Source organism: Bradyrhizobium sp. Ses1 (assembly GCF_059512365.1).
Window position 1 is genome coordinate 1 of record NZ_JCAMOQ010000043.1, and the last position, 18,616, is coordinate 18,616.

Sequence of the window (18,616 nt, forward strand, 5' to 3'; positions counted from 1 at the left end):
CAGGACGCCCTGTTACGCTATCGTCTGGACACCGCTGCCAGCCGGTTCCCTACCGCGCGAGCGGTTTAGTCCCTTGGGGCAAAGCGGACTTCAAGGTCAGCAAGTCGAGGGTGGGTAGGCGGGGAGGGTCCTAGACTTGATTGACTCGCTATCGGCTTAAGCGACTCGCTCTTACCTTTAGGGCACATGTGCGGAGGCACGCGCCTGGTAACGCGGACTGCCGATCGTCAACAACCGCCCATTGTCCGAACTGGCGAACGAAGTGAACCGCTATCGCTGCGGGCTCATCCTCATTCTCAACGCCGCAAGCCAGCTATCCGAGCGGGCTTCCTTGATTCCGTCTGATGATCTTGAGGGTGAGCAGGACGGCGCCAAGAACAAGAAAGAGAACGCCGACAGTCGTCGTGCTGGTGGATTCAAACGTCACGCCAACTGCCGTCAGCAGGCATCCGATGATAACCGCGACCAACCCACCAAGCTTCTTCACCAGCAGAAAGTGTCCGTCACTCGTACTTGCCACCATGATCAGCCTCGCTGTTCAGATGATGTCCCGCCTTCTCCAGTTTCTCGTCGCGTCCTTTTTTCTCAGGTCAGCGGCAGGCTCGCGTGAGTGACGCAATCGTACACTCAGGCGGCCACCTTGCAAATTTCCCGGCGTTCGGATTCTGCAGTCAATGGCTGCTCTTTGATTCAATTGCGGGCGATGTCGATTGCGACAGTGTGCCTTACCTAACGAGTGTTGGAGCCTTGCGCGCGTGAGAGAACTCGATGGCAGCCGGCACATTTGCTGGTCTATCAGCAAATTGCTGCATCGGTTGCAGATTGACTCGCATTAAACGTGGGCGTTAGATCAATAACATAGCCCGGTTCGGCGGAGTGGTGCGATGGTGTCACCATCGGCGATCGATGAACGGCCTTACGTTTCGACCGGTCATCTACCTAATCCCGAGATGGTGCAGTCGCTGGTGGAAGACGCGCACCGGCGTATTAAATCGAACGCCGACGGCCACAATTCGCAGGTCTACCCGGCGCTCGCCCGAGTGCCCAGCGAACTGTTCGGCGTTTGTGTCGTTGCAACCGATGGGCATGTCTACGGCGCGGGCGACATAGACTACGAATTCTCCATCATGAGCGTGTCGAAGCCGTTCGTCTTCGCGCTGATCTGCGAGACCATTGGCCCCGAAGAGGCACGCGCAAAGCTCGGCGCCAACGCCACCGGACTTCCGTTCAACTCGCTTGCCGCGATCGAGCGCGGGGAGGGGCGTACCAATCCGATGGTGAATGCGGGCGCCATCGCGACGACGAGCTTGGCGCCAGGCAGGTCCGCCGAGGCGCAGTGGGAGTTCATCCACGGCGGGCTGTCGCGCTTCGCGGGCCGCAAGCTTCCACTCAACGAAGAGGTCTACGCCTCCGCGTCAGAGACCAATTTTCGCAATCGCAGTATCGCGCGGCTGCTCGAGAGCTACGACCGGATCTATTGCGACGCCAAACAGGCGACCGATCTCTACACGCGGCAGTGTTCGCTGAACGTGACCGCCAAAGACCTCGCCGTGATGGGCGCGACGCTGGCGGACGGTGGAATGAACCCGATCACGAAGCAGCGCGTGGTCGACGCTGCGGTCTGTCATTACGCCTTGGCCGTGATGATCACGGCCGGATTGTATGAGACGTCAGGCGACTGGCTTTACGACATCGGCCTGCCGGGAAAGAGCGGGATCGGCGGCGGCATTGTCGCGGTTTCTCCCGGAAAAGGCGGCTTCGGCACGTTCGCGCCGCCGCTGGATGCGGCCGGCAACAGCGTGAGAGGGCAACTCGCCGCGAAATTCCTGTCGCAGCGATTGGGCATGGATCTGTTCGTTTCGCAACCGGAAGACTGACCAATGTTGACTGGATCGGCGTCCTATCCAGCTAGCCGATCCTGAAAGCCCGGGCAAATCGGAGGACGCCAGAGTGACACAGACAATCTCGATCGGCGGCATCCATGAGGAGGAACGCGCATCATGGATTCCCATGATCGCGATCGCGCTCGGCCAGATGATCATGTCGTTCAACGTCGCTTCGCTGCCGGTGGCGATGGGGGGAATGGTCAAGAGCTTCGGCGTTCCTCCGACCACGGTCGCGACCGGCATCGTGGCCTATTCCATGCTGGTCGCCGGCTTCGTCATGCTGGGCGCCAAGCTCGCGCAGCGCTACGGCGCGCTGCAGGTGTTCCGTGCGGCCGTCGTGCTGTTCTTCATATCCCAGGTCATGATGACGTTCAGCCCGACGGCAGTCGTGATGATCACGGCGCAGGCGCTGTGCGGCGCCGCCGGCGCCGTCATCGTGCCCTCGCTGGTGGCCCTCATTGCCGAGAACTACACCGGACGCCAGCAGGCAACCGGTGGGTGCGCTCGGTTCTGCACGTGCAGCGGCCGGCGTGCTCGCCTTCATCATCGGCGGCGTACTCGGCACCTATATCGGCTGGCGGCCGGTGTTCGGAATTCTCATCGCCGTTTCCGCCATCGTGTTTTTCCTCAGCTTCCGGCTCAGGCGCGATCACGGCCGGCCGGATGTGGAGATTGATCTCGTCGGCGTCATACTTGCAGCAGCCGCGATCATTCTCATCAGCTTCGGCTTCAATAATCTGAACAGATGGGGGCTCGCGTTGGCGAGCCCGAACGCGCCGTTCAGCTTTCTTGGCTTGTCTCCCGCCCCGATCCTGATCGTGGTGGGCATCGTGCTCGGCCAGGCGTTCCTGATGTGGACACACAGACGCCAGGAGGCAGGCAAGACTCCTCTGCTTGCGCTTCAGGTGATCGATTCGCCGGAAGAGCGAGCGGCCGTCTACGCGATGTTCGCCGTCGTCGCGCTGGAGGCCGCGCTCAACTTTTCCGTCCCGCTCTACATTCAGATCGTGCAGGGTCGCAGCCCGATTGCCACTGCGGTGGCGATGATGCCGTTCAACCTTACAGTATTCTTTGCCGCGATGCTGATCGTGCATGTCTATGACAGGCTGACGCCGCGGCAGATCGGGCGAGCCGGCTTCATCCTTTGTACAGTCGCGCTGTTGTGGCTCGCATTCGTTGTGCGCAACGACTGGAGCGAGGTGCCGGTGCTGCTCGGGCTCGTTGTCTTTGGTATCGGGCAAGGCGCGCTCGTCACGCTGCTGTTCAACGTGCTGGTCACGGCTTCTCCCAAGGAACTCGCAGGGGATGTCGGATCGCTGCGCGGCACCACCAACAACCTCGCTGCCGCTGTCGGGACGGCAGTGGCGGGCGCGCTCCTTGTCGGTCTGTTGAGTTCGATCGCGCTGACCGGCATCGCCGCGAGCCCCAAGCTCACGCCCGAACTTCAAGCGCAGGTCGATCTCGACAACATCAATTTCGTCAGCAATGACCGGCTTCAGACTGTCCTTGCCGATACCAGTGCATCCCCGGCAGAGGTCGCCGAGGCGGTGCGCGTCAACACGGAGGCGCGTCTGCGCGCCTTGAAAATCGGCCTGCTGGTCATGGCTGCGCTGGCACTTGTGTCGATCATTCCGGCCGGGCGGCTGCCGAACTATCGACCGGGAGAGATTCCGAGCGACGAGACGGCGAGCGAAAGCGGGCGAACCGCCTGATGCGCAACGGGGTCGAGTGCTCTTGAAATCGAGGAGAATGACATGACCACCTATGACAATGGTTCTACGATGCGCCTGACCGGGCTGCCGACACCGCCTTTATGGGTGTGCATCCTGCTCGGAATCGTCATGATCGTCGCGGGCCTGCTGGTCCTGGGAGATCTCGCGCTGTTCACCGTGATCAGCACCATCTTCATCGGCTGGATGGCGATTTTCGCCGGTGGATTCGAGATCATTCACGCTTTCTGGACCAAGGGTTGGGGAGGGTTCGTGTGGCAACTGCTGCTCGGCGCGCTCTATCTTGCATTCGGCATCGTGCTGGTGACCCAGCCGCTGACCAGTGCGCTGATCCTGACGCTTGTCCTCGGTCTGCTGCTTCTGATCTCGGGGTTCATCCGCATCCTGGTCGGCATCAGCCATTGGCAGCAGTTCGGCTGGATCATTCTGGTGTCCGGGCTGTTCGGTGTTGTGGCAGGTCTCATCATCCTCACGGGATTTCCGGCCACCGGGACATGGGTGATCGGATTGCTGCTCGGCATCGACCTCTTGTCTCACGGCATCGGATGGCTGACCCTTGCCTGGCTGCCGGCTGTCAGAACGGGGTAGCAGCCGTCGATCGACGAAGACTGGCAGTACGCCGCTAATCGCCCGCGATCACGTCGGGCGTTACCCTCCCGCACAACAAGAATGCGAACCTTGCGCTATGCGCCATTGGTGGAGATCAATCATGTCAGGTTTGAGGAAGCCGGGTCGAGCTTTCATTGCTGCGCTCCTGGCTTCAATTGGAATGAACCTCGCGGCTTTGCCGATTGCGCAGGCTCAACAAGCGTCCGCCGTGCTGTTCCAGAACGTTCGCATCTTTGACGGAAAGAACGCCGCGCTCTCCGCGCCGTCCAATGTCCTGGTCCGGGACAACAAGATCGAGAAGATTTCGGTTGCAGCGATCAAGGCTGACGCTCAGGTGATCGACGGCGGCGAACGCGTGTTGATGCCCGGGCTGATCGACGCGCATTGGCATGCGATGTTGGTGCGCCCGACGCCGGCGGCTACTCTGGCTGACGACGTCGGCTACAACAATCTCCTTGCGGCAGCGGAAGCCACCGCCACGCTGATGCGGGGCTTCACCACCATTCGCGACATGGGCGGGCCGAGCTTTGGGCTCAAGCGCGCGATTGACGATGGCCTCGTCGCCGGCCCTCGCATCTATCCGTCTGGTGCCGTGATCACCATCACCGGCGGCCATGGCGATTTCCGGCAGCTTACCGATCTGCCAAGAACGATCGGCGGCATGCTCAGCCGCATGGAAAGAATTGGCGGCAGCATGGTCGCGGACAGTCCGGATGAGGTTCGTGTGCGCGCGCGAGAGCAGCTCATGCAGGGGGCCTCACAGGTCAAGCTCACCGCGGGCGGTGGCGTCGCTTCGCCGTTCAGCCCGCTCAATGTATCCACCTTCACCGAGCCCGAGCTGCGTGCCGCCGTCGAAGCTGCCGAAAACTGGGGCACCTATGTGGCTGTGCACGCCTATACGCCGGTTTCGATTCAGCGCTCGATTGCGGCGGGAGCAAAGTGCGTAGAGCACGGCCACCTGATGGACGAGGCTACGGCGCGCCTCATGGCGGAGAAAGGAATCTGGTTGAGCACGCAACCTTTCCTAGATCTGGCGGGCGCAAGTGCGCTCGGGCCGTCGGAGCAGGCGAAGATGCGGCAGGTGGTTGCCGGCACGGACAGAGTCTACGCGCTGGCAAAGAAATACGGAATCAAGACTGCCTTCGGCACTGACATCCTGTTCTCTCAGGCGCTGGCGGAGCGGCAAGGCGCCATGCTGGCCGACCTCACGCGCTGGTACACGCCGGCTGAAGCGCTGACAATGGCGACATCGACCAATGCCGAATTGCTCAGCCTGTCCGGACCCCGAAACCCATATCCCGGCAAGCTGGGCGTGGTGGAGGAGGGCGCGCTCGCCGACCTCCTGCTGGTCGACGGCAATCCGATCGACAACATCAGGCTCGTGGAAGATCCGGCGAAGAATTTCCTCGTCATCATGAAAGGCGGAAAGGTCTACAAGAACCTTCTCGCCCACGAGCCTTCCCGGCGCTGATCCGCCATGTACGTACGGAGATACCAGCAACCGGCCAAGACCGGTCGCGAACTGGTGGACTGTTATGAAAATGTGACATTTGGTGAGTAGTGGCTAGCGAACCGCTACTCGGCTTCCGCCGCGTCGAGATCCAGAACGTTGTCGCAGGACTACGGCGACCGGATTCTGAACCAGAAGATCGAACCCTGAGGTCACTATGACTGCCTTTCGTCCTGCGTTTGAACGCCCAGCACCGCGATACCATCGCGATCGTGTCGGCCGTCACCTCGTGGCGTTGGCGATCGTCGGACTGGCCGGCGCATTGGGCGGGGCTGAACCCACTTTCGCGCAAAATCCTCCCCCGGCGGCACCGCAGCGGGTGGTGAAGCCGAAGGCGCCTGCCGCAGCACCAGCGCCTGTTGCAGCGGCCCAGCCGGCCGCCCCGGCGCCGCAGGCCGAGGCGGCGGCGCCCGGCAACGAGCCGGTCGCGCGCGTTGGCGGACGTGACGTCTCCGCGTCGGAAATCCGCGCTTTCCTCGCCGCCGTCGGGCCCGAACAGCGCGCCGCGCTCGCGCGCGATCCCGCGCTTCTCAACCAGACGCTCCGCGCGATGTTTGCAAGGCAGCTCGTCCTCAAGGAAGCCACAGACAAGAAGTGGCAGGACCAACCGGCCGTCGTCGCTCAGCTCACCAAGCTGCGCGAGGAGGCCATCTTCGAGACCTATCTGCAGTCGGCGTCGGTGCCGCCGGAGAATTATCCGGATGAGGCGGAAATCCAGAAGACCTATGACGCCAACAAGGGCGCGCTGATCATGCCGCGCCGCTTTCATCTCGCCCAGATCTATGTCGCGCTGGCGGAAGGAGCGGACGCCGCGGCCGAGGAGAAGGCCAAGGCGAAGGTCGCGGACATCCAGGCCAAGCTGAAGCAGCCGAAGGCGGACTTCACCGAGATCGCCAAGGACACCACCGACCAGCGGGAGCAGGCCGACAAGGGCGGCGATCTCGGCTGGCTGCCCGAGCCGCAGCTCGTTCCCGAGATCAAGAGCCGCGTGATGGGAATGGCCGTCAATAGCGTGAGCGAGCCGATCAAGCTCGCCGACGGCTATCACATCGTCAAGCTGATCGAGACCAAGCCGTCCGAAACCGTGGCGCTTGCCGACGTGCGCGACACCCTGGTCCAGCGCCTGCGGGCGCAGCGTGCCGAGCTCAATCGCCGCGCCTATCTTGCGCGCGCGCTCGAGCAGAATCCGCCCGCGATCAACGAAATCGCTCTATCCCGCATCGCTGGCGAGCTGACGCAATCGGCAGGCGCTACCCGCTAACAGCATTCGGCACGGAAACGATGGCATCGAAATCCCAGATCATGAACGGGAATCCGGGCAGGCTGCGGCGTCTGCTGCGTTCCTTCGGTCTCGTGGCGCTCGGCCTTTCCGCCGGGCGCGCGCCGGCTGCGGCGCAAAGCACGGACTACAAGGCCGCGTCCGAGGCGCCCGCCGCGTGGCGCGACTATGCGTCCCGGCTGCAGGGGGCCTTTCAGCAGCAGATCGATGCCGACGGCGACACGTCGCGGTGGCTTGTGACCTTCGCGGCGGGGCGAGAGAAGGAGAACAAGCCGCTGACATTCGTCGTGAGCGCCTCGATCCTGCCCGACGGCAGGATGGACCGCATCGCGTTCGACAGCAGCATGGATCCCGAGCTTGCCGGCCGGTTGCGTCCGCTGCTTGCCTCCGCCAATGCCGGCGCGCCGCCTCCCGACATGCTTCAGCCGCTGCGTCTTCGCCTGCGGCTTCGATCTACAGAGTGAGCGAGGCGGGGGCGTGCGGGGGCATCGGCAGACCAGGCTGTCGCGCGGTTGGTTGCTTGCGCTGGCGACCGGCGTCGGCCTCGCACTGACAAGCGCTCTCGCGTTCGCCGATACGTCACCCGCGGCGGCGGAGGAATCCCCCGCTGCCGAGGCGGCAAGCGAGCCTGAAAAGGAAGCTGCGCCAGCCGAAGCTGCGCCAGCCAAGGAAGCTGCGCCGGCCGAATCTCCATCGGCCATCGAACGGCAATGGCGCGAGAATGCCAAGGTCGGGTTGCCCCCGACGCGAGGCGGCGCGACCTCGACCTCAAGCGCGCAGCCTCGCTCCCGCTATCGCGAGCTGATCGAGAAGCAGACCGCCGGCACGGGCCTTGCGCCCGAGATCGCGGAAGCCGTGATGGGCGTGGAGAGCGGCTACAATGCGGGCGCGATCGGCGGCGTCGGTGAAATCGGATTGATGCAGGTGTTGCCCTCGACGGCGCGGATGCTTGGCTTCACCGGCTCCAATGCCGAACTCGCCGTGCCCGAGACCAACATCCGCTATGGGGTGACCTACCTCGCCCAGGCATGGCGGCTCGCCCGCGGCGATCTCTGCACCGCCGTGATGAAATACCGCGCCGGCCATGGCGAGACGCGCTTCTCCCATCTGTCGGTGAGCTATTGCCTCGCGGTGCGCTCGCGGCTGATGGCGCGCGGCTTCCAGGTTACCGGCAGCGTTCCCGTCGCCACCTTCGGCGAGCCGGCCCGTGGTGGCGGCGGCGGTGGCGGTGGATGCAAGCGCAGATGCTTGGCCGGCCTGGGCGGCCCCAATATCAACTATGCCAACCTGAACGCCCGCCTCAGCGCGCTCGTCGTCCAGGTGCACGGCGGAAAATAAAGGGCGAAGATGCTGGTGATCCTCCCTCTCCCCGTTCTTACGGGGAGAGGGTTGGGGTGAGGGGCTCTATCCGCGAACACGATGACGGCTGTGTTTGCGGAGGCTCCCCCTCACCCGAAATTCAAGCTGCGCCTGAATTTCGACCTCTCCCCGCGGGCGGGGCGAGGTGAATCCGAGCCACTTCCTCGATTTGAGAAAATCATCAGACCTGCGCGGCTACACCGCGTGATGATGCGGCCGGAACAGGCGGCGCTTTTCCGTCACAGCCGCGATGGCGAGTGCCGCGAGCGCGCAGAGGAAGAAGCCAGTCGAGAACGGCAGCAGCGTGCCGTCATAGCTCTGGCCGATCGCCATCCCGACGCCGATGCCGAGCAATGTCGTGATCGATCCGTACAGCGACGACGCGGTACCTGCGATATGGCCATGCGGCTCCATGGCGAGCGCCGTGAAGTTCGCCATCATCAGGCCGAAGGTGAACATCATCAGCGCCGACAGCAGCATGAACAACGGTAAGGGCAGCATTTGCAGCTTCACCGCCGCCAGCATGACGGCGGCAACCAGCAGAAATCCCGCCAATGCGCCGTGCGAGATCACGCGCATGCCGAGGCGGCCGACGATGCGGGAGTTGAGAAAGCCGGCGATGGCGACGCCGGTCGCAATGGCGGCGAATGCGAGCGGGAAGTAGTGGCCGAGCCGGTAGATATCGGTGAACACCTGCTGCGAGGAGAACACGAACGCGAACATCGCGCCCCACACGCCGCCACATGCCAACGCATAGCCCAGCGTCTGGCGGTTGCTGATGGTCTGCCGGAAGGCGCCAAGCACCTCGCCAAGCCGAAGCGACTTGCGCTCCTCCACCGGTAGCGTTTCCGGCATGCGCAACGCGCTCCAGGCCAGCGCGATCACGCCGTACAGCATCAGCGCAACGAAAATGCCGCGCCACTGCGTCAGCAGCAGCACCGCCTGGCCGAACGACGGCGCGACCACAGGCACCGCGATGAAGACCATCATCGCGAGCGACATCACGCTCGCCATGCGTCGTCCTGCGTAACAGTCGCGCACGATCGAGGTGGCGATCACACGCGTCGCCGACGTGCCGAGGCCCTGCAGCGCACGCGCGAGCAGCAACGTCTCGAAGGATGGCGCCGCGATCGCGAGCAGGCTTGCGACACCATAGACGGCCATGCCGCCGAGCAGCACCGGACGGCGGCCGAAGCGATCCGACAACGGGCCCATCACGAACTGTCCGACACCGAAGCCGATCAGGAAGGTCGACAGCACCATCTGCGGATGGTTGGCGTCGGCAATGTTGAATGCGGCGCCGATGCTCGGCAGCGCCGGCAGCATCATGTCCATGGCCAGCGGGTTCAGCGCCATGATCGATGCGATCGCAATGACAAATTCGGGGAAGCCCATCGGGCGGTGGCCTGACGATACCCAGGCCTCGGCGTTGATTTCAGACACGTAGCATCCTTTTGCGGAGCGCAACATAACGATCGTGCTGCAATGCACAATCCCGCGTTTCGGAATGGCGGACCGGCGGTTCCAGACTGGATAGGCAGCGCGGCGCACTTTTAGGCAGTCATGGCTTGGCGAATTCCGAAATATGGATACCGAGTCGCCAATCTCTCCGCTTTGCCCTGTGAAACTTGCGTGTCACCATCATATCGGGGCTAGGGATCGAGGAGGTCCGCGATGCGATGGTGCATCTCGATCGCAGCGGTGCTGGCCGCCAGCGTGCTCGCCGGGGCTGCAGCGCCTGGTCAGCCACCGGCACTTGCCGACCGGCAGGGCCCGCCTTCCGTCGATATCGAGCTTATCATTGCGGCCGACGTCTCCTATTCCATGGATACGGACGAGCTCACGGCGCAGCGCGAGGGTTATGCTGAGGCCATCGTTTCCAGGGAGTTTTTGCAGGCGCTGAAGGGAGGCCCGAACGGAAAGATCGCCCTGACCTACTTCGAATGGTCGGCGTTCGGCGACCAACGGGTGATCATTCCCTGGCGCGTGATCGACGGCCCCGAGACGGCTGACGCAGTCGCCAGCGAAATCATGCAGGCGCCAATCCGGCGCGGGTCGCGCACCTCAATTTCGGGCGCAATCCTGTTCGGAACGCCGCTCTTCGACGAGGACCCTAACCGCGGCTTTCGGCGTGTCATCGATGTTTCCGGCGACGGTCCCAACAACAACGGGCCACCTGTCACGCCCGCTCGCGACCAGGCGCTGGCGAAAGGCATCGTCATCAACGGCCTGCCGATCATGATCAAGGAGCCGTCCCATTCAATGATGGATATCGACAATCTCGATTGGTACTACGAGGATTGCGTCATCGGCGGGCCCGGCTCCTTCGTCGTGGCAATCAAGGATCGCGAACGATTCAAGGAAGCCATTCGCACCAAGCTGGTGCTCGAAGTGGCCGGACGTGACCCCGAGCAGAAGGTCGTTCCCGCCGCCGCGAAGGAACCAAGGATCGATTGCCAGATCGGCGAAAAGCTCTGGGAGGACCGTTGGGGACGCTAGAGCATGATGAGATCAGGTCGAATTGGCGCCACGTCGGAGGTGCCTTACCTCTCCCATAGGGAGAGGTGGACTACCGCGGTCACGCCGATTCAACCAAATGACATCATGCTCCAACCCCGATCTTCGAGGCTGAACGGCTCTGGATGTCAGCCGAGACGAAGACGACGCTCGCCAAAGGCATAGAGCTGCCGCCACAGCAGGCGATTGAACAGCGTCACCATCACGCACATGACGGCGATGCCGAGCACGACCTTCGGAAAATCGCCGGCTTCGGTCGCTCGCGCGATATAGGAGCCGAGGCCGATCGCGGTCAGATGGGTGTCGCCCCAGCTTGCGACTTCCGCGACGATCGAAGCGTTCCACGATCCGCCCGAGGCGGTGATTGCTCCCGTGACGTAGTAGGGGAAAATGCCGGGCAGGATCACCTTCACCCACCAGCGCCATCCCTTCAGATGGAAGCTGCCGGCGGCTTCCCGCAAATCGCTCGGGAAGGCGGCGGCGCCGGCGATCACGTTGAACAGGATGTACCACTGGGTGCCGAGGATCATCAGCGGGCTGAGCCAGATGTTCGGATTCAATCCGAAATGCACGATCAGCACGACAAACACGGGAAAGGCCAGGTTGGCCGGGAACGCCGCCAGGAACTGCGCGAGCGGCTGTATGCGTTCGGCGAGTTTCGGCCGCAGCCCGATCCAGACGCCGATCGGTACCCATATGATCGTTGCCAGCGCAATCAGCACGACCACGCGCGCGAGCGTGACGAATCCATATCCAACCGCAGTGGTCACGTCAGACCAGCCGAGCGTGGCGGAGAGATACTGATAGATCTTCCAGGTCGCGTAGCTCGTCACGGCGGCGACCACTGCCAGCCATATGCCGTCGACGAGGCGGGAGGGCTGGCTGCTCTTGCCTTGCGTCCGCAGTACCGCAGGCACGCTGATGCGGAGGGTCGAAATGACCTTGTTCGCAGCGCCAAGCGGATAGGTCAACGCGCGCAGCGCGCGCGTACGCCTGAAGAGGTCGAGCATCCAGGACGTCGGTGGCTCGGTGGAGGCAGTCTGCTCGAAGCGGAATTTGTCGGCCCAGGCCACGATCGGGCGAAACAAGAGCTGGTCGTAGGCGATGATGACGAGCAGCATGGTCATCAGCGCATAGACGATCGCCGGCAGGTTCTGCTCTTGAATGGCCAGCGCCACATAGGAGCCGACGCCGGGCAGGGTGACCGTCGTGTTGCCCGCGGTGATCGCCTCCGATGCCACCACGAAGAACCAGCCGCCGGACATCGACATCATCGCGTTCCAGATCAGGCCCGGCATCGCAAAGGGCACATCCAGTCGCCAGAACCGCTGCCAGCCGGAGAGGTGAAAGCTCTGCGTCGCTTCCTCGAGATCCTTCGGCACGCTGCGCAGCGACTGATACATGCTGAAGGTCATGTTCCAGGCCTGGCTGGTGAAGATCGCGAACACGCAGGCCAGCTCGGCACCCAGCACCTGCCCCGGGAACAGGTTCATGAAGAACACGACCGTGAAGGTCAGGAAGCCGAGGATCGGCACCGACTGCAGGATGTCGAGCAGCGGGATCAGCACGATCTCCGCGCGCCGGCTCTTGGCGGCGAGCGTGGCATAGATGAAGGTGAAGACCGTCGAGCAAACGATCGCCAGCAGCATCCGCATCGTGGTCCGCAGCGCATAGAGCGGAAGATTGCGCGGATCGAGCGTAACCGGCGTACGCTCGAGCTCCGACAGCGGCTCAATCGTCTGCTTGCCGCCATAGACGATCAGCACCAGGACGCCGATCAAGAGCAGCAGCGCCACGAGATCCCAGACATTGGGCCGAAGCGAGTTTTGCCCGAGGACGGCGCTGCGGATATCCTGAAACGTCATGAGCCACCTCTGGTCAGAACCCGGCGTGCACGCGGCCGAGAGGATCGAGACCGGACCGCGATCGCCGTTATAGGCAGGGTTCACGACGAGCCGATAGTAGAGGCCAGTCGTGAGCGGCCCGAGCCTGTGCGCGGAGTCACTTTTGGACGAATTTCATGAATTATTTCAATGTGATTTGCCCGGTCCAGCCTTGGCGCGAAAAATAAACCGCTTAACCCGTCGGGCAAATCAGTGATTTAACTCGGCGCGTCTCACGGCGGATGAGGGGCGGCTCGCGATCGTCACGAACGTTGCGGTGAGATGCGGTGGACGTGAAGCGTGTGAGTGACGAGCACACACATCACGGACGGCGAAGTCGTGTGGTCCTGGCGCCCCGACGCTGGCGCTAAGTTCTGTGGATCAAGCATCCGCAGAGTGACGGTGGCAAAAGAGCCCGGTCACCGGGGAGAGCACGAAGTAAGCCGTAAACCATCGCGCAGGGAAAGCCGGAATGCTTCGGTTGAACCTGTGGTCCTACCCCCGTGCTTTTTGTTGCACGGGACCCACGGGTGCAACCGGCACCCGGCTTTCCCTGCGCCCTCTGATATCGAGGAGGGTGGAACGAGACGCAAAGCTCGGACGCAAGGCGCCGCGAGAATGCGGAGTCATATCCTTATCGCTGTTTGACATTCAACTCAGACCTGACCCCGTCATTGCGAGCAAAGCGAAGCAATCCATGCTTCCGCAAGCGGCGAGATGGATTGCTTCGCTCCGCTCGCAATGACGCCGTCGTCCTGGCGAAGGCCAGGACCCATAACCACAAGCGCTTATGATGTGCTCCGCTGCAACCGCATGCTCGCGCCACAACACCTCCCTGTGGTTATGGGTCCCGTCTTTCGACGGGACGACACCGATGCGAGGTTCGACCCATCCTACCGACTGCGGACGCAGCGCGGCACTTTGAAAGCGTTCTAATTGCCTCGGCAACGGTTGAGAGGCAGATAGATCCAAGGTTTGCTGGCCGGCTCCAGGCAAAGGACGTGACGCACATCTATCATCGCATCTTCGATCAGTTCCGCGTCTTCGACTCCGAGGGAGTATCAAGGGAGGACGACTTCGAGGGGACTGCGCAATGGCTCGAATCTCCCGGCTGCCTGTTCCAGCGAAACAATTTCATCCTTGATCGCATGATACGCAGCGAAGGCGTGATCAAGGCCGGCCTGTTCGTCACCATCGTGTTGAAGGGCTCAGGCCAGGGAGGTCCGCATCGCGATGTCACGCGGTTCCGCTACTCGGAAAATTCGATTGTCGTGATGGCTTTGCGGAAACCGCAGCTCTGGAGCGGCGAGACCTCCGGCGGAGTGCGTATGTTTGCCGCGGGCCTCGCGTTTCCCAAGGCATCGATCGATCGGCTCGGCCTGCAGCGCGAGTTCCTCGAGCTGTTTTCCTCGGCGGAATCGGATGAATTCGTGGTCACGCTGAAGGCGCCGCCACGCATCCTTGCCATGGCAACCGAAATGCTGTCTCCGACACTGGAAGGACGCGCGGAAGAGCTGCTGCTGTCCGCGCATGCGATGGAGATCCTCGCGCGCGTCATATCGATCGCGGGCGAGCGCGCGAGCATGGAGATGGCCGGCGATCACAAGCAGCGGCGGCTGCGCGCGATCCGCGACGCGATCGACGCGGATCTGCGGCGCCCGTGGAAAGTCTCCCAATTGGCGCGCGAGGCAGGCATCAGCCGCCGCTCCTTCAACACCCATTTCCGACGGGCGTTTGGCGTCAGCGCCTCCGAATATCTGCGGACGCGCCGGCTCGAATCGGCACGCGATGCGATCATCGAGCAGGGCATATCGATCAACGAGGCGGCCTATCTCGCGGGCTACGGCAACCCCGCCAATTTTGCGACCGCGTTTCGCAAGCATTTCGGATACGCCCCCAGTCGCTGCCGTCCATCAAATTAGAATGAGAATAATTCTACGCAGTGGGGCGGCTGATCGTGACGTGTGTCCACTAAGATAGCAAGCTGATGCTGATGTTCCGGCAGCCAATCTGGAGCTTGTCGACAATAGATCAAAGAGTTTTTGCGCAATCGCAAAGGCGTGAGCTTCGCAATTCTTGCACTCAGTCCCCTGAGTCCGCGGGCGTTCCGCGACGGGGGATCTGGCGATGGAATTCAAGCGAAAGAGCGAGTGGGGACTCGCCCTTGTGACGATTTGTGGCTTCGCTGCGATGGCATTCACGGACACGCCGGCGCTGGCGCAGAGTCCGTCCGGCGCGGAGCAGCCGAGATCGAACACCGAATTGCCGCCGGTCACGGTCGATGCACCTCGCCAGCAGCGCGGCCGTGTGGCTCCGGTGCGATCGACGCGGGCGGCGCGATCCGGCCGCAACGTCGCGCGGCGGACGCCGGCCCCGGTGACGCAGGAAGCCGCCGCGCCGGGCGGAGCGGCCGGACGCTCAAGCGGCGAGAGGGGTATCGGTCCGGTGGTCGGCTATCTCGCCAAGCAAAGCGTGACCGCGACCAAGACGGACACGCCGATCCTGGAGACGCCGCAGTCGATTTCGATCGTCACCCAGGACCAGATCCAGGCGCAGGGCGCGCAGAACGTCGCCGAAGCGTTGCGCTATACGCCTGGTGTCACGGTGCAGAGCTTCGGGGCCAATGCGTTCTTCGACAACTTCAAGCTCAGAGGCTTCGATGCGCCGAGATATCTGGATGGCCTGCGGCTGCCGCTGGACAACACCACCTTCGCCGTGCCGCGGATCGAGACCTATGGGCTCGAGCGGATCGAGGTGCTGAAGGGGCCGTCGTCGGTGGTCTATGGCCAGTCCGAGCCGGGCGGCCTGCTCAACATGGTGAGCAGGCGGCCGACGGCGACGCCGCAATACACGATCGAGGGCACGTTCGGCTCATTCGATCGCTTCCAGGGCGCGTTCGACCTCGGCGGCCCGATCGACAAGAATGGCGAGTTCCTCTACCGCATCGTCGGGCTCGCACGTGACAGCAATACCCAGACCGATTTCGTGCAGGACAACAAGCTGTTCATTGCGCCGAGCTTCACCTGGGCCCCGACGACGGACACCAGCTTCACGCTGCTCTCGCAGTACCAGAAGGCCGACAACAGGGGCTACCAGCAATACGTGACGGGCCAGGTGTCGTTCCTGCCCAACCCGAACGGGCACGTTCCATACAGCCGCTATCTCGGTGTACCCGGGGCTGACGGCTACAATCTCGAGCAGTTCATGGTCGGCTATGCCTTCGAGCACCGCTTCGACAACAACCTGCAGTTCCGGCAGAACCTGCGTTACACCGATGTCACCAACGATCTCTCTTCGGTTCGCACGGAAGGCATGGCGACCGACCGTCTCGTCAACCGCAGCTATAATTATGTGAAGGCAAGCGCCGCCAACATCGCTCTCGACAACCAGTTGCAGGCGGATTTCCTGACCGGACCGCTCGCCCACAAGGTGCTGTTGGGCTTCGACTACTTTAATCTCTGGTCCAACACCGACTATCGATCCGCCGGTATCGCTCCGATCGACGCCTACGCTCCGGTATATAATACCGCTGTTCCGTCCTTCGCATCATTGGCGCCATTCATCCTGCGCAACGACAAGCTGAGCCAGGCCGGTCTCTATCTGCAGGACCAGATCAAGCTCGACCGCTGGACGCTGACGGTGAGCGGCCGCAACGATTGGGTGAGCACGGATTCCAAGAGCTTCGCAGTCTTTCCGCTCGCCGGCAGCTACTCCCGCGACGACCGGGCGCAGACGGGACGCGTCGGCCTCAACTATCTCTTCGATTTCGGATTGTCGCCCTATGTGAGCTATGCGACATCGTTCACGCCAAATCTGGGCGCCGATCTCGCCGGCAACTCGTTCAGGCCGACCACCGGCGAAGGCACTGAAGCCGGCGTCAAATTCATGCCGAACGGATCGAACCTGATGCTGACGGCCGCCGTGTTCGAGATCAAACAGCAGGACATTCTCACCGCAAGCCCGATCAATCCGCTGTTCAACGTGCAGACCGACGCCGTTCGCGTTCGCGGCTTCGAGTTTGAAGCGAAAGGCAACATCACCCGCGAACTGGAGATCGTCGGCGGCTACAGCCATCTCGATCCGAAGGTCACTTCAAGCATTGCCGGATATGCCGGCAAATACATGATGAACACCGCCCAGGACCAAGCCTCGCTCTGGGGCAAGTACACCTGGTACGATGGTCCGGTTGCAGGTCTCGGGCTCGGGTTCGGCGTGCGCTATGTCGGCGAGACCTATGGAGACAGCTTCAACACTTTCGTCGTCCCGGCCTATACGCTGTTCGATGCCGCCGTGAGCTACGATTTCGGCTATCTGCGGCCGGACTGGAAGGGATTGAAGGCGCAGGTCAATGTGACCAACCTGACCGACCACTTCTACGTGGCGTCGTGCTTGACCGGCTTGCCCTATTGTGGCTTGGGGAATGGACGTACGGTGCTCGGCACGTTGAAATATAGCTGGAACTAGGACGGCAAAGTGACGGCGGCAACCAGGTCTCTTCGGCGATGGGGTTTCGTCCACAAATGGACGAGCCTCATCTGTACGGTGTTCATGCTGCTCCTGTGCATCACGGGGCTGCCGCTGATTTTCCATGAGGAGATCGACGACCTCCTGCACAGCCAGGTGAAGCCGGCTGAGGTGGCGGCGGATGCGCCGCTTGCCGATCTCGACCATCTGCTCGCCAACGCAATCGCCAATGCAGCGGGACAGGTCCCGCATTTCCTGATCTGGGACCGGGACGATCCGAACGCGATGTTCGTCAGCGTCGGGCCTTCGATCACGTCCGATCCGAGCAAGAACCTCTTGATCCGGATGGACGCGCATACGGGCGCCTATCTGGATGCACCTGACGTGACCGGCCGCTTCACCTACATCATGCTCAAGCTGCACACGGACATGTTCGCTGGCCTGCCGGGCAAGCTCTTCCTCGGCCTGATGGGCATCCTGTTCTGCGTCGCCATCATCTCCGGCATCGTCGTCTATGCGCCCTCGATGCGGAAGCTGAGCTTCGGCACCTATCGCGCCGGCCGGACGCGCGTGGTGCGCTGGCTTGACGTCCACAACCTTGCCGGCATCCTTCTCGTTGCGTGGACGCTGGTGGTCGGCTTCACCGGCGTCATCAACACATGGGCCGACCTGGTCCTGAAGATGTGGCAGTATGGCCAGCTTGCCGAGATGACCGCGCAGTATCGCGATCGCTCGGTGCCCGCGAAGCTGACGTCGGTCAATGCAGCGGTCGAGGTGGCGGCGCATGCGGTGCCGGGGATGACGCCAAGCTTCGTCGCATTCCCCGGCTCGATCTTCAGCAGTAAGAGCCACTACGCGGTGTTCCTGCGCGGCAACACGCCGCTCACCTCGCGCCTTTTGAAGCCGGCCCTGGTCGACGCCGAGACCGGCACGCTCACCGACAGCCGCGATATGCCCTGGTACGTCTCGACCCTGTTCATTTCCCAGCCGCTGCATTTCGGCGACTATGGCGGCATGCCGCTCAAGATCCTCTGGGCACTGCTCGACGTGCTCACGATCATCATCCTCGGCACCGGCATCTATTTGTGGGTGCGGCGGCGAAGGGCAGGGGTCAGCGTCGATCGCGTGATCGCGCGCTCCTCAAACCTCGAAAGTCCCGCATTGTCGTCCTGATGACGTCGCGCAAACCCATGCATCGCACGCTTCGACAGATCTTTATCGCGCCCTTGCTGGTCGCGGTCGTCAGCACGCTCGGCCTCGTCGGCGCGCTCGTGGGAGACGGTTGGTGGGATGCCCTCTCATGGGTCACCCTGGCCGTCCCGGTTGTCCTCTACTCGCTCTTCATCTGGTGGCGAAAGCCGAATTGAGCGGCCGGCGCC

Annotated in this window: 15 protein-coding genes and 1 pseudogene; 14 read left to right on the forward strand and 2 right to left on the reverse strand. The window is 62.7% G+C overall.

Annotated features, from left to right (window positions below; genetic code table 11):
- Positions 1-241: 241 nt before the first annotated feature.
- The 9 genes and pseudogenes from AC5ZG5_RS33805 to AC5ZG5_RS33845 all read left to right on the forward strand — a co-directional run bounded on the left by AC5ZG5_RS33805 (position 242) and on the right by AC5ZG5_RS33845 (position 8,352).
- Positions 242-610, forward strand: a complete 369-nt coding sequence (locus AC5ZG5_RS33805; protein WP_456645308.1) for a hypothetical protein — start codon at positions 242-244, stop codon at positions 608-610.
- 274 nt (positions 611-884) lie between these two features.
- On the forward strand, positions 885-1,877 hold the full coding sequence (gene glsA, locus AC5ZG5_RS33810; RefSeq protein WP_456645309.1) for a glutaminase A: 993 nt from the start codon (positions 885-887) through the stop codon (positions 1,875-1,877).
- Between the two features lie 196 nt (positions 1,878-2,073).
- Positions 2,074-2,316 (forward strand): annotated as a pseudogene (locus AC5ZG5_RS33815) (MFS transporter); the annotation flags it as partial.
- 100 nt (positions 2,317-2,416) lie between these two features.
- Positions 2,417-3,598 (forward strand): MFS transporter, encoded by a 1,182-nt coding sequence (locus AC5ZG5_RS33820; protein WP_456645310.1) that lies wholly within the window; start codon positions 2,417-2,419, stop codon positions 3,596-3,598.
- Positions 3,599-3,640: 42 nt separating this feature from the next.
- Entirely contained in the window at positions 3,641-4,204 is a 564-nt protein-coding gene (locus AC5ZG5_RS33825; RefSeq protein WP_028165242.1) for an HdeD family acid-resistance protein, read from the forward strand.
- A gap of 181 nt (positions 4,205-4,385) precedes the next feature.
- Complete coding sequence (locus tag AC5ZG5_RS33830; RefSeq protein WP_456645358.1) at positions 4,386-5,696, forward strand: metal-dependent hydrolase family protein; 1,311 nt, start codon at positions 4,386-4,388, stop codon at positions 5,694-5,696.
- Positions 5,697-5,892: 196 nt separating this feature from the next.
- Positions 5,893-6,996 carry a peptidylprolyl isomerase gene (locus AC5ZG5_RS33835; protein WP_456645311.1) on the forward strand — a complete coding sequence of 368 codons (1,104 nt, stop codon included), beginning with the start codon at positions 5,893-5,895 and terminating at the stop codon, positions 6,994-6,996.
- Positions 6,997-7,016: 20 nt separating this feature from the next.
- A complete protein-coding gene (locus tag AC5ZG5_RS33840) occupies positions 7,017-7,478 on the forward strand; it encodes a hypothetical protein (protein WP_456645312.1) in 462 nt (153 codons plus the stop codon).
- A 13-nt stretch (positions 7,479-7,491) separates the two neighbouring features.
- A complete protein-coding gene (locus AC5ZG5_RS33845; protein ID WP_456645313.1) occupies positions 7,492-8,352 on the forward strand; it encodes a lytic transglycosylase domain-containing protein in 861 nt (286 codons plus the stop codon).
- 216 nt (positions 8,353-8,568) lie between these two features.
- Here the strand turns inward: AC5ZG5_RS33845 and AC5ZG5_RS33850 are convergent, their stop codons facing one another.
- Complete coding sequence (locus tag AC5ZG5_RS33850; protein WP_456645314.1) at positions 8,569-9,816, reverse strand: multidrug effflux MFS transporter; 1,248 nt, start codon at positions 9,814-9,816, stop codon at positions 8,569-8,571.
- A 231-nt stretch (positions 9,817-10,047) separates the two neighbouring features.
- Here AC5ZG5_RS33850 and AC5ZG5_RS33855 point away from each other — a divergent pair, with 231 nt between their 5' ends.
- Positions 10,048-10,872 (forward strand): DUF1194 domain-containing protein, encoded by an 825-nt coding sequence (locus tag AC5ZG5_RS33855; protein WP_456645315.1) that lies wholly within the window; start codon positions 10,048-10,050, stop codon positions 10,870-10,872.
- 146 nt (positions 10,873-11,018) lie between these two features.
- On the opposite strand, the gene AC5ZG5_RS33860 is transcribed toward AC5ZG5_RS33855, so the two are convergent.
- Positions 11,019-12,755, reverse strand: a complete 1,737-nt coding sequence (locus AC5ZG5_RS33860) for an ABC transporter permease (protein WP_456645316.1) — start codon at positions 12,753-12,755, stop codon at positions 11,019-11,021.
- A gap of 1,019 nt (positions 12,756-13,774) precedes the next feature.
- Here AC5ZG5_RS33860 and AC5ZG5_RS33865 point away from each other — a divergent pair.
- The 4 genes from AC5ZG5_RS33865 to AC5ZG5_RS33880 all read left to right on the forward strand — a co-directional run bounded on the left by AC5ZG5_RS33865 (position 13,775) and on the right by AC5ZG5_RS33880 (position 18,604).
- Positions 13,775-14,695 (forward strand): helix-turn-helix domain-containing protein, encoded by a 921-nt coding sequence (locus tag AC5ZG5_RS33865; protein ID WP_456645317.1) that lies wholly within the window; start codon positions 13,775-13,777, stop codon positions 14,693-14,695.
- A 205-nt stretch (positions 14,696-14,900) separates the two neighbouring features.
- Entirely contained in the window at positions 14,901-17,237 is a 2,337-nt protein-coding gene (locus AC5ZG5_RS33870) for a TonB-dependent siderophore receptor (RefSeq protein ID WP_456645318.1), read from the forward strand.
- Between the two features lie 9 nt (positions 17,238-17,246).
- Positions 17,247-18,410, forward strand: a complete 1,164-nt coding sequence (locus AC5ZG5_RS33875) for a PepSY-associated TM helix domain-containing protein (RefSeq protein WP_130227809.1) — start codon at positions 17,247-17,249, stop codon at positions 18,408-18,410.
- Positions 18,410-18,604, forward strand: a complete 195-nt coding sequence (locus AC5ZG5_RS33880; protein ID WP_456645319.1) for a hypothetical protein — start codon at positions 18,410-18,412, stop codon at positions 18,602-18,604. Before AC5ZG5_RS33875 ends, AC5ZG5_RS33880 begins: the two co-directional genes overlap by 1 nt.
- Positions 18,605-18,616: the final 12 nt, after the last annotated feature.

Bases quoted from the DNA above. Each gene is read 5' to 3' on its own strand.
- AC5ZG5_RS33840 (WP_456645312.1), top strand. From the start codon at position 7,017: ATGGCATCGAAATCCCAGATCATGAACGGGAATCCGGGCAGGCTGCGG.
- AC5ZG5_RS33855 (WP_456645315.1), top strand. From the start codon at position 10,048: ATGCGATGGTGCATCTCGATCGCAGCGGTGCTGGCCGCCAGCGTGCTC.
- AC5ZG5_RS33835 (WP_456645311.1), top strand. From the start codon at position 5,893: ATGACTGCCTTTCGTCCTGCGTTTGAACGCCCAGCACCGCGATACCAT.
- glsA (WP_456645309.1), top strand. From the start codon at position 885: ATGGTGTCACCATCGGCGATCGATGAACGGCCTTACGTTTCGACCGGT.
- AC5ZG5_RS33825 (WP_028165242.1), top strand. From the start codon at position 3,641: ATGACCACCTATGACAATGGTTCTACGATGCGCCTGACCGGGCTGCCG.
- AC5ZG5_RS33830 (WP_456645358.1), top strand. From the start codon at position 4,386: ATGAACCTCGCGGCTTTGCCGATTGCGCAGGCTCAACAAGCGTCCGCC.
- AC5ZG5_RS33860 (WP_456645316.1), bottom strand. From the start codon at position 12,755: ATGACGTTTCAGGATATCCGCAGCGCCGTCCTCGGGCAAAACTCGCTT.
- AC5ZG5_RS33870 (WP_456645318.1), top strand. From the start codon at position 14,901: ATGGAATTCAAGCGAAAGAGCGAGTGGGGACTCGCCCTTGTGACGATT.
- AC5ZG5_RS33880 (WP_456645319.1), top strand. From the start codon at position 18,410: ATGACGTCGCGCAAACCCATGCATCGCACGCTTCGACAGATCTTTATC.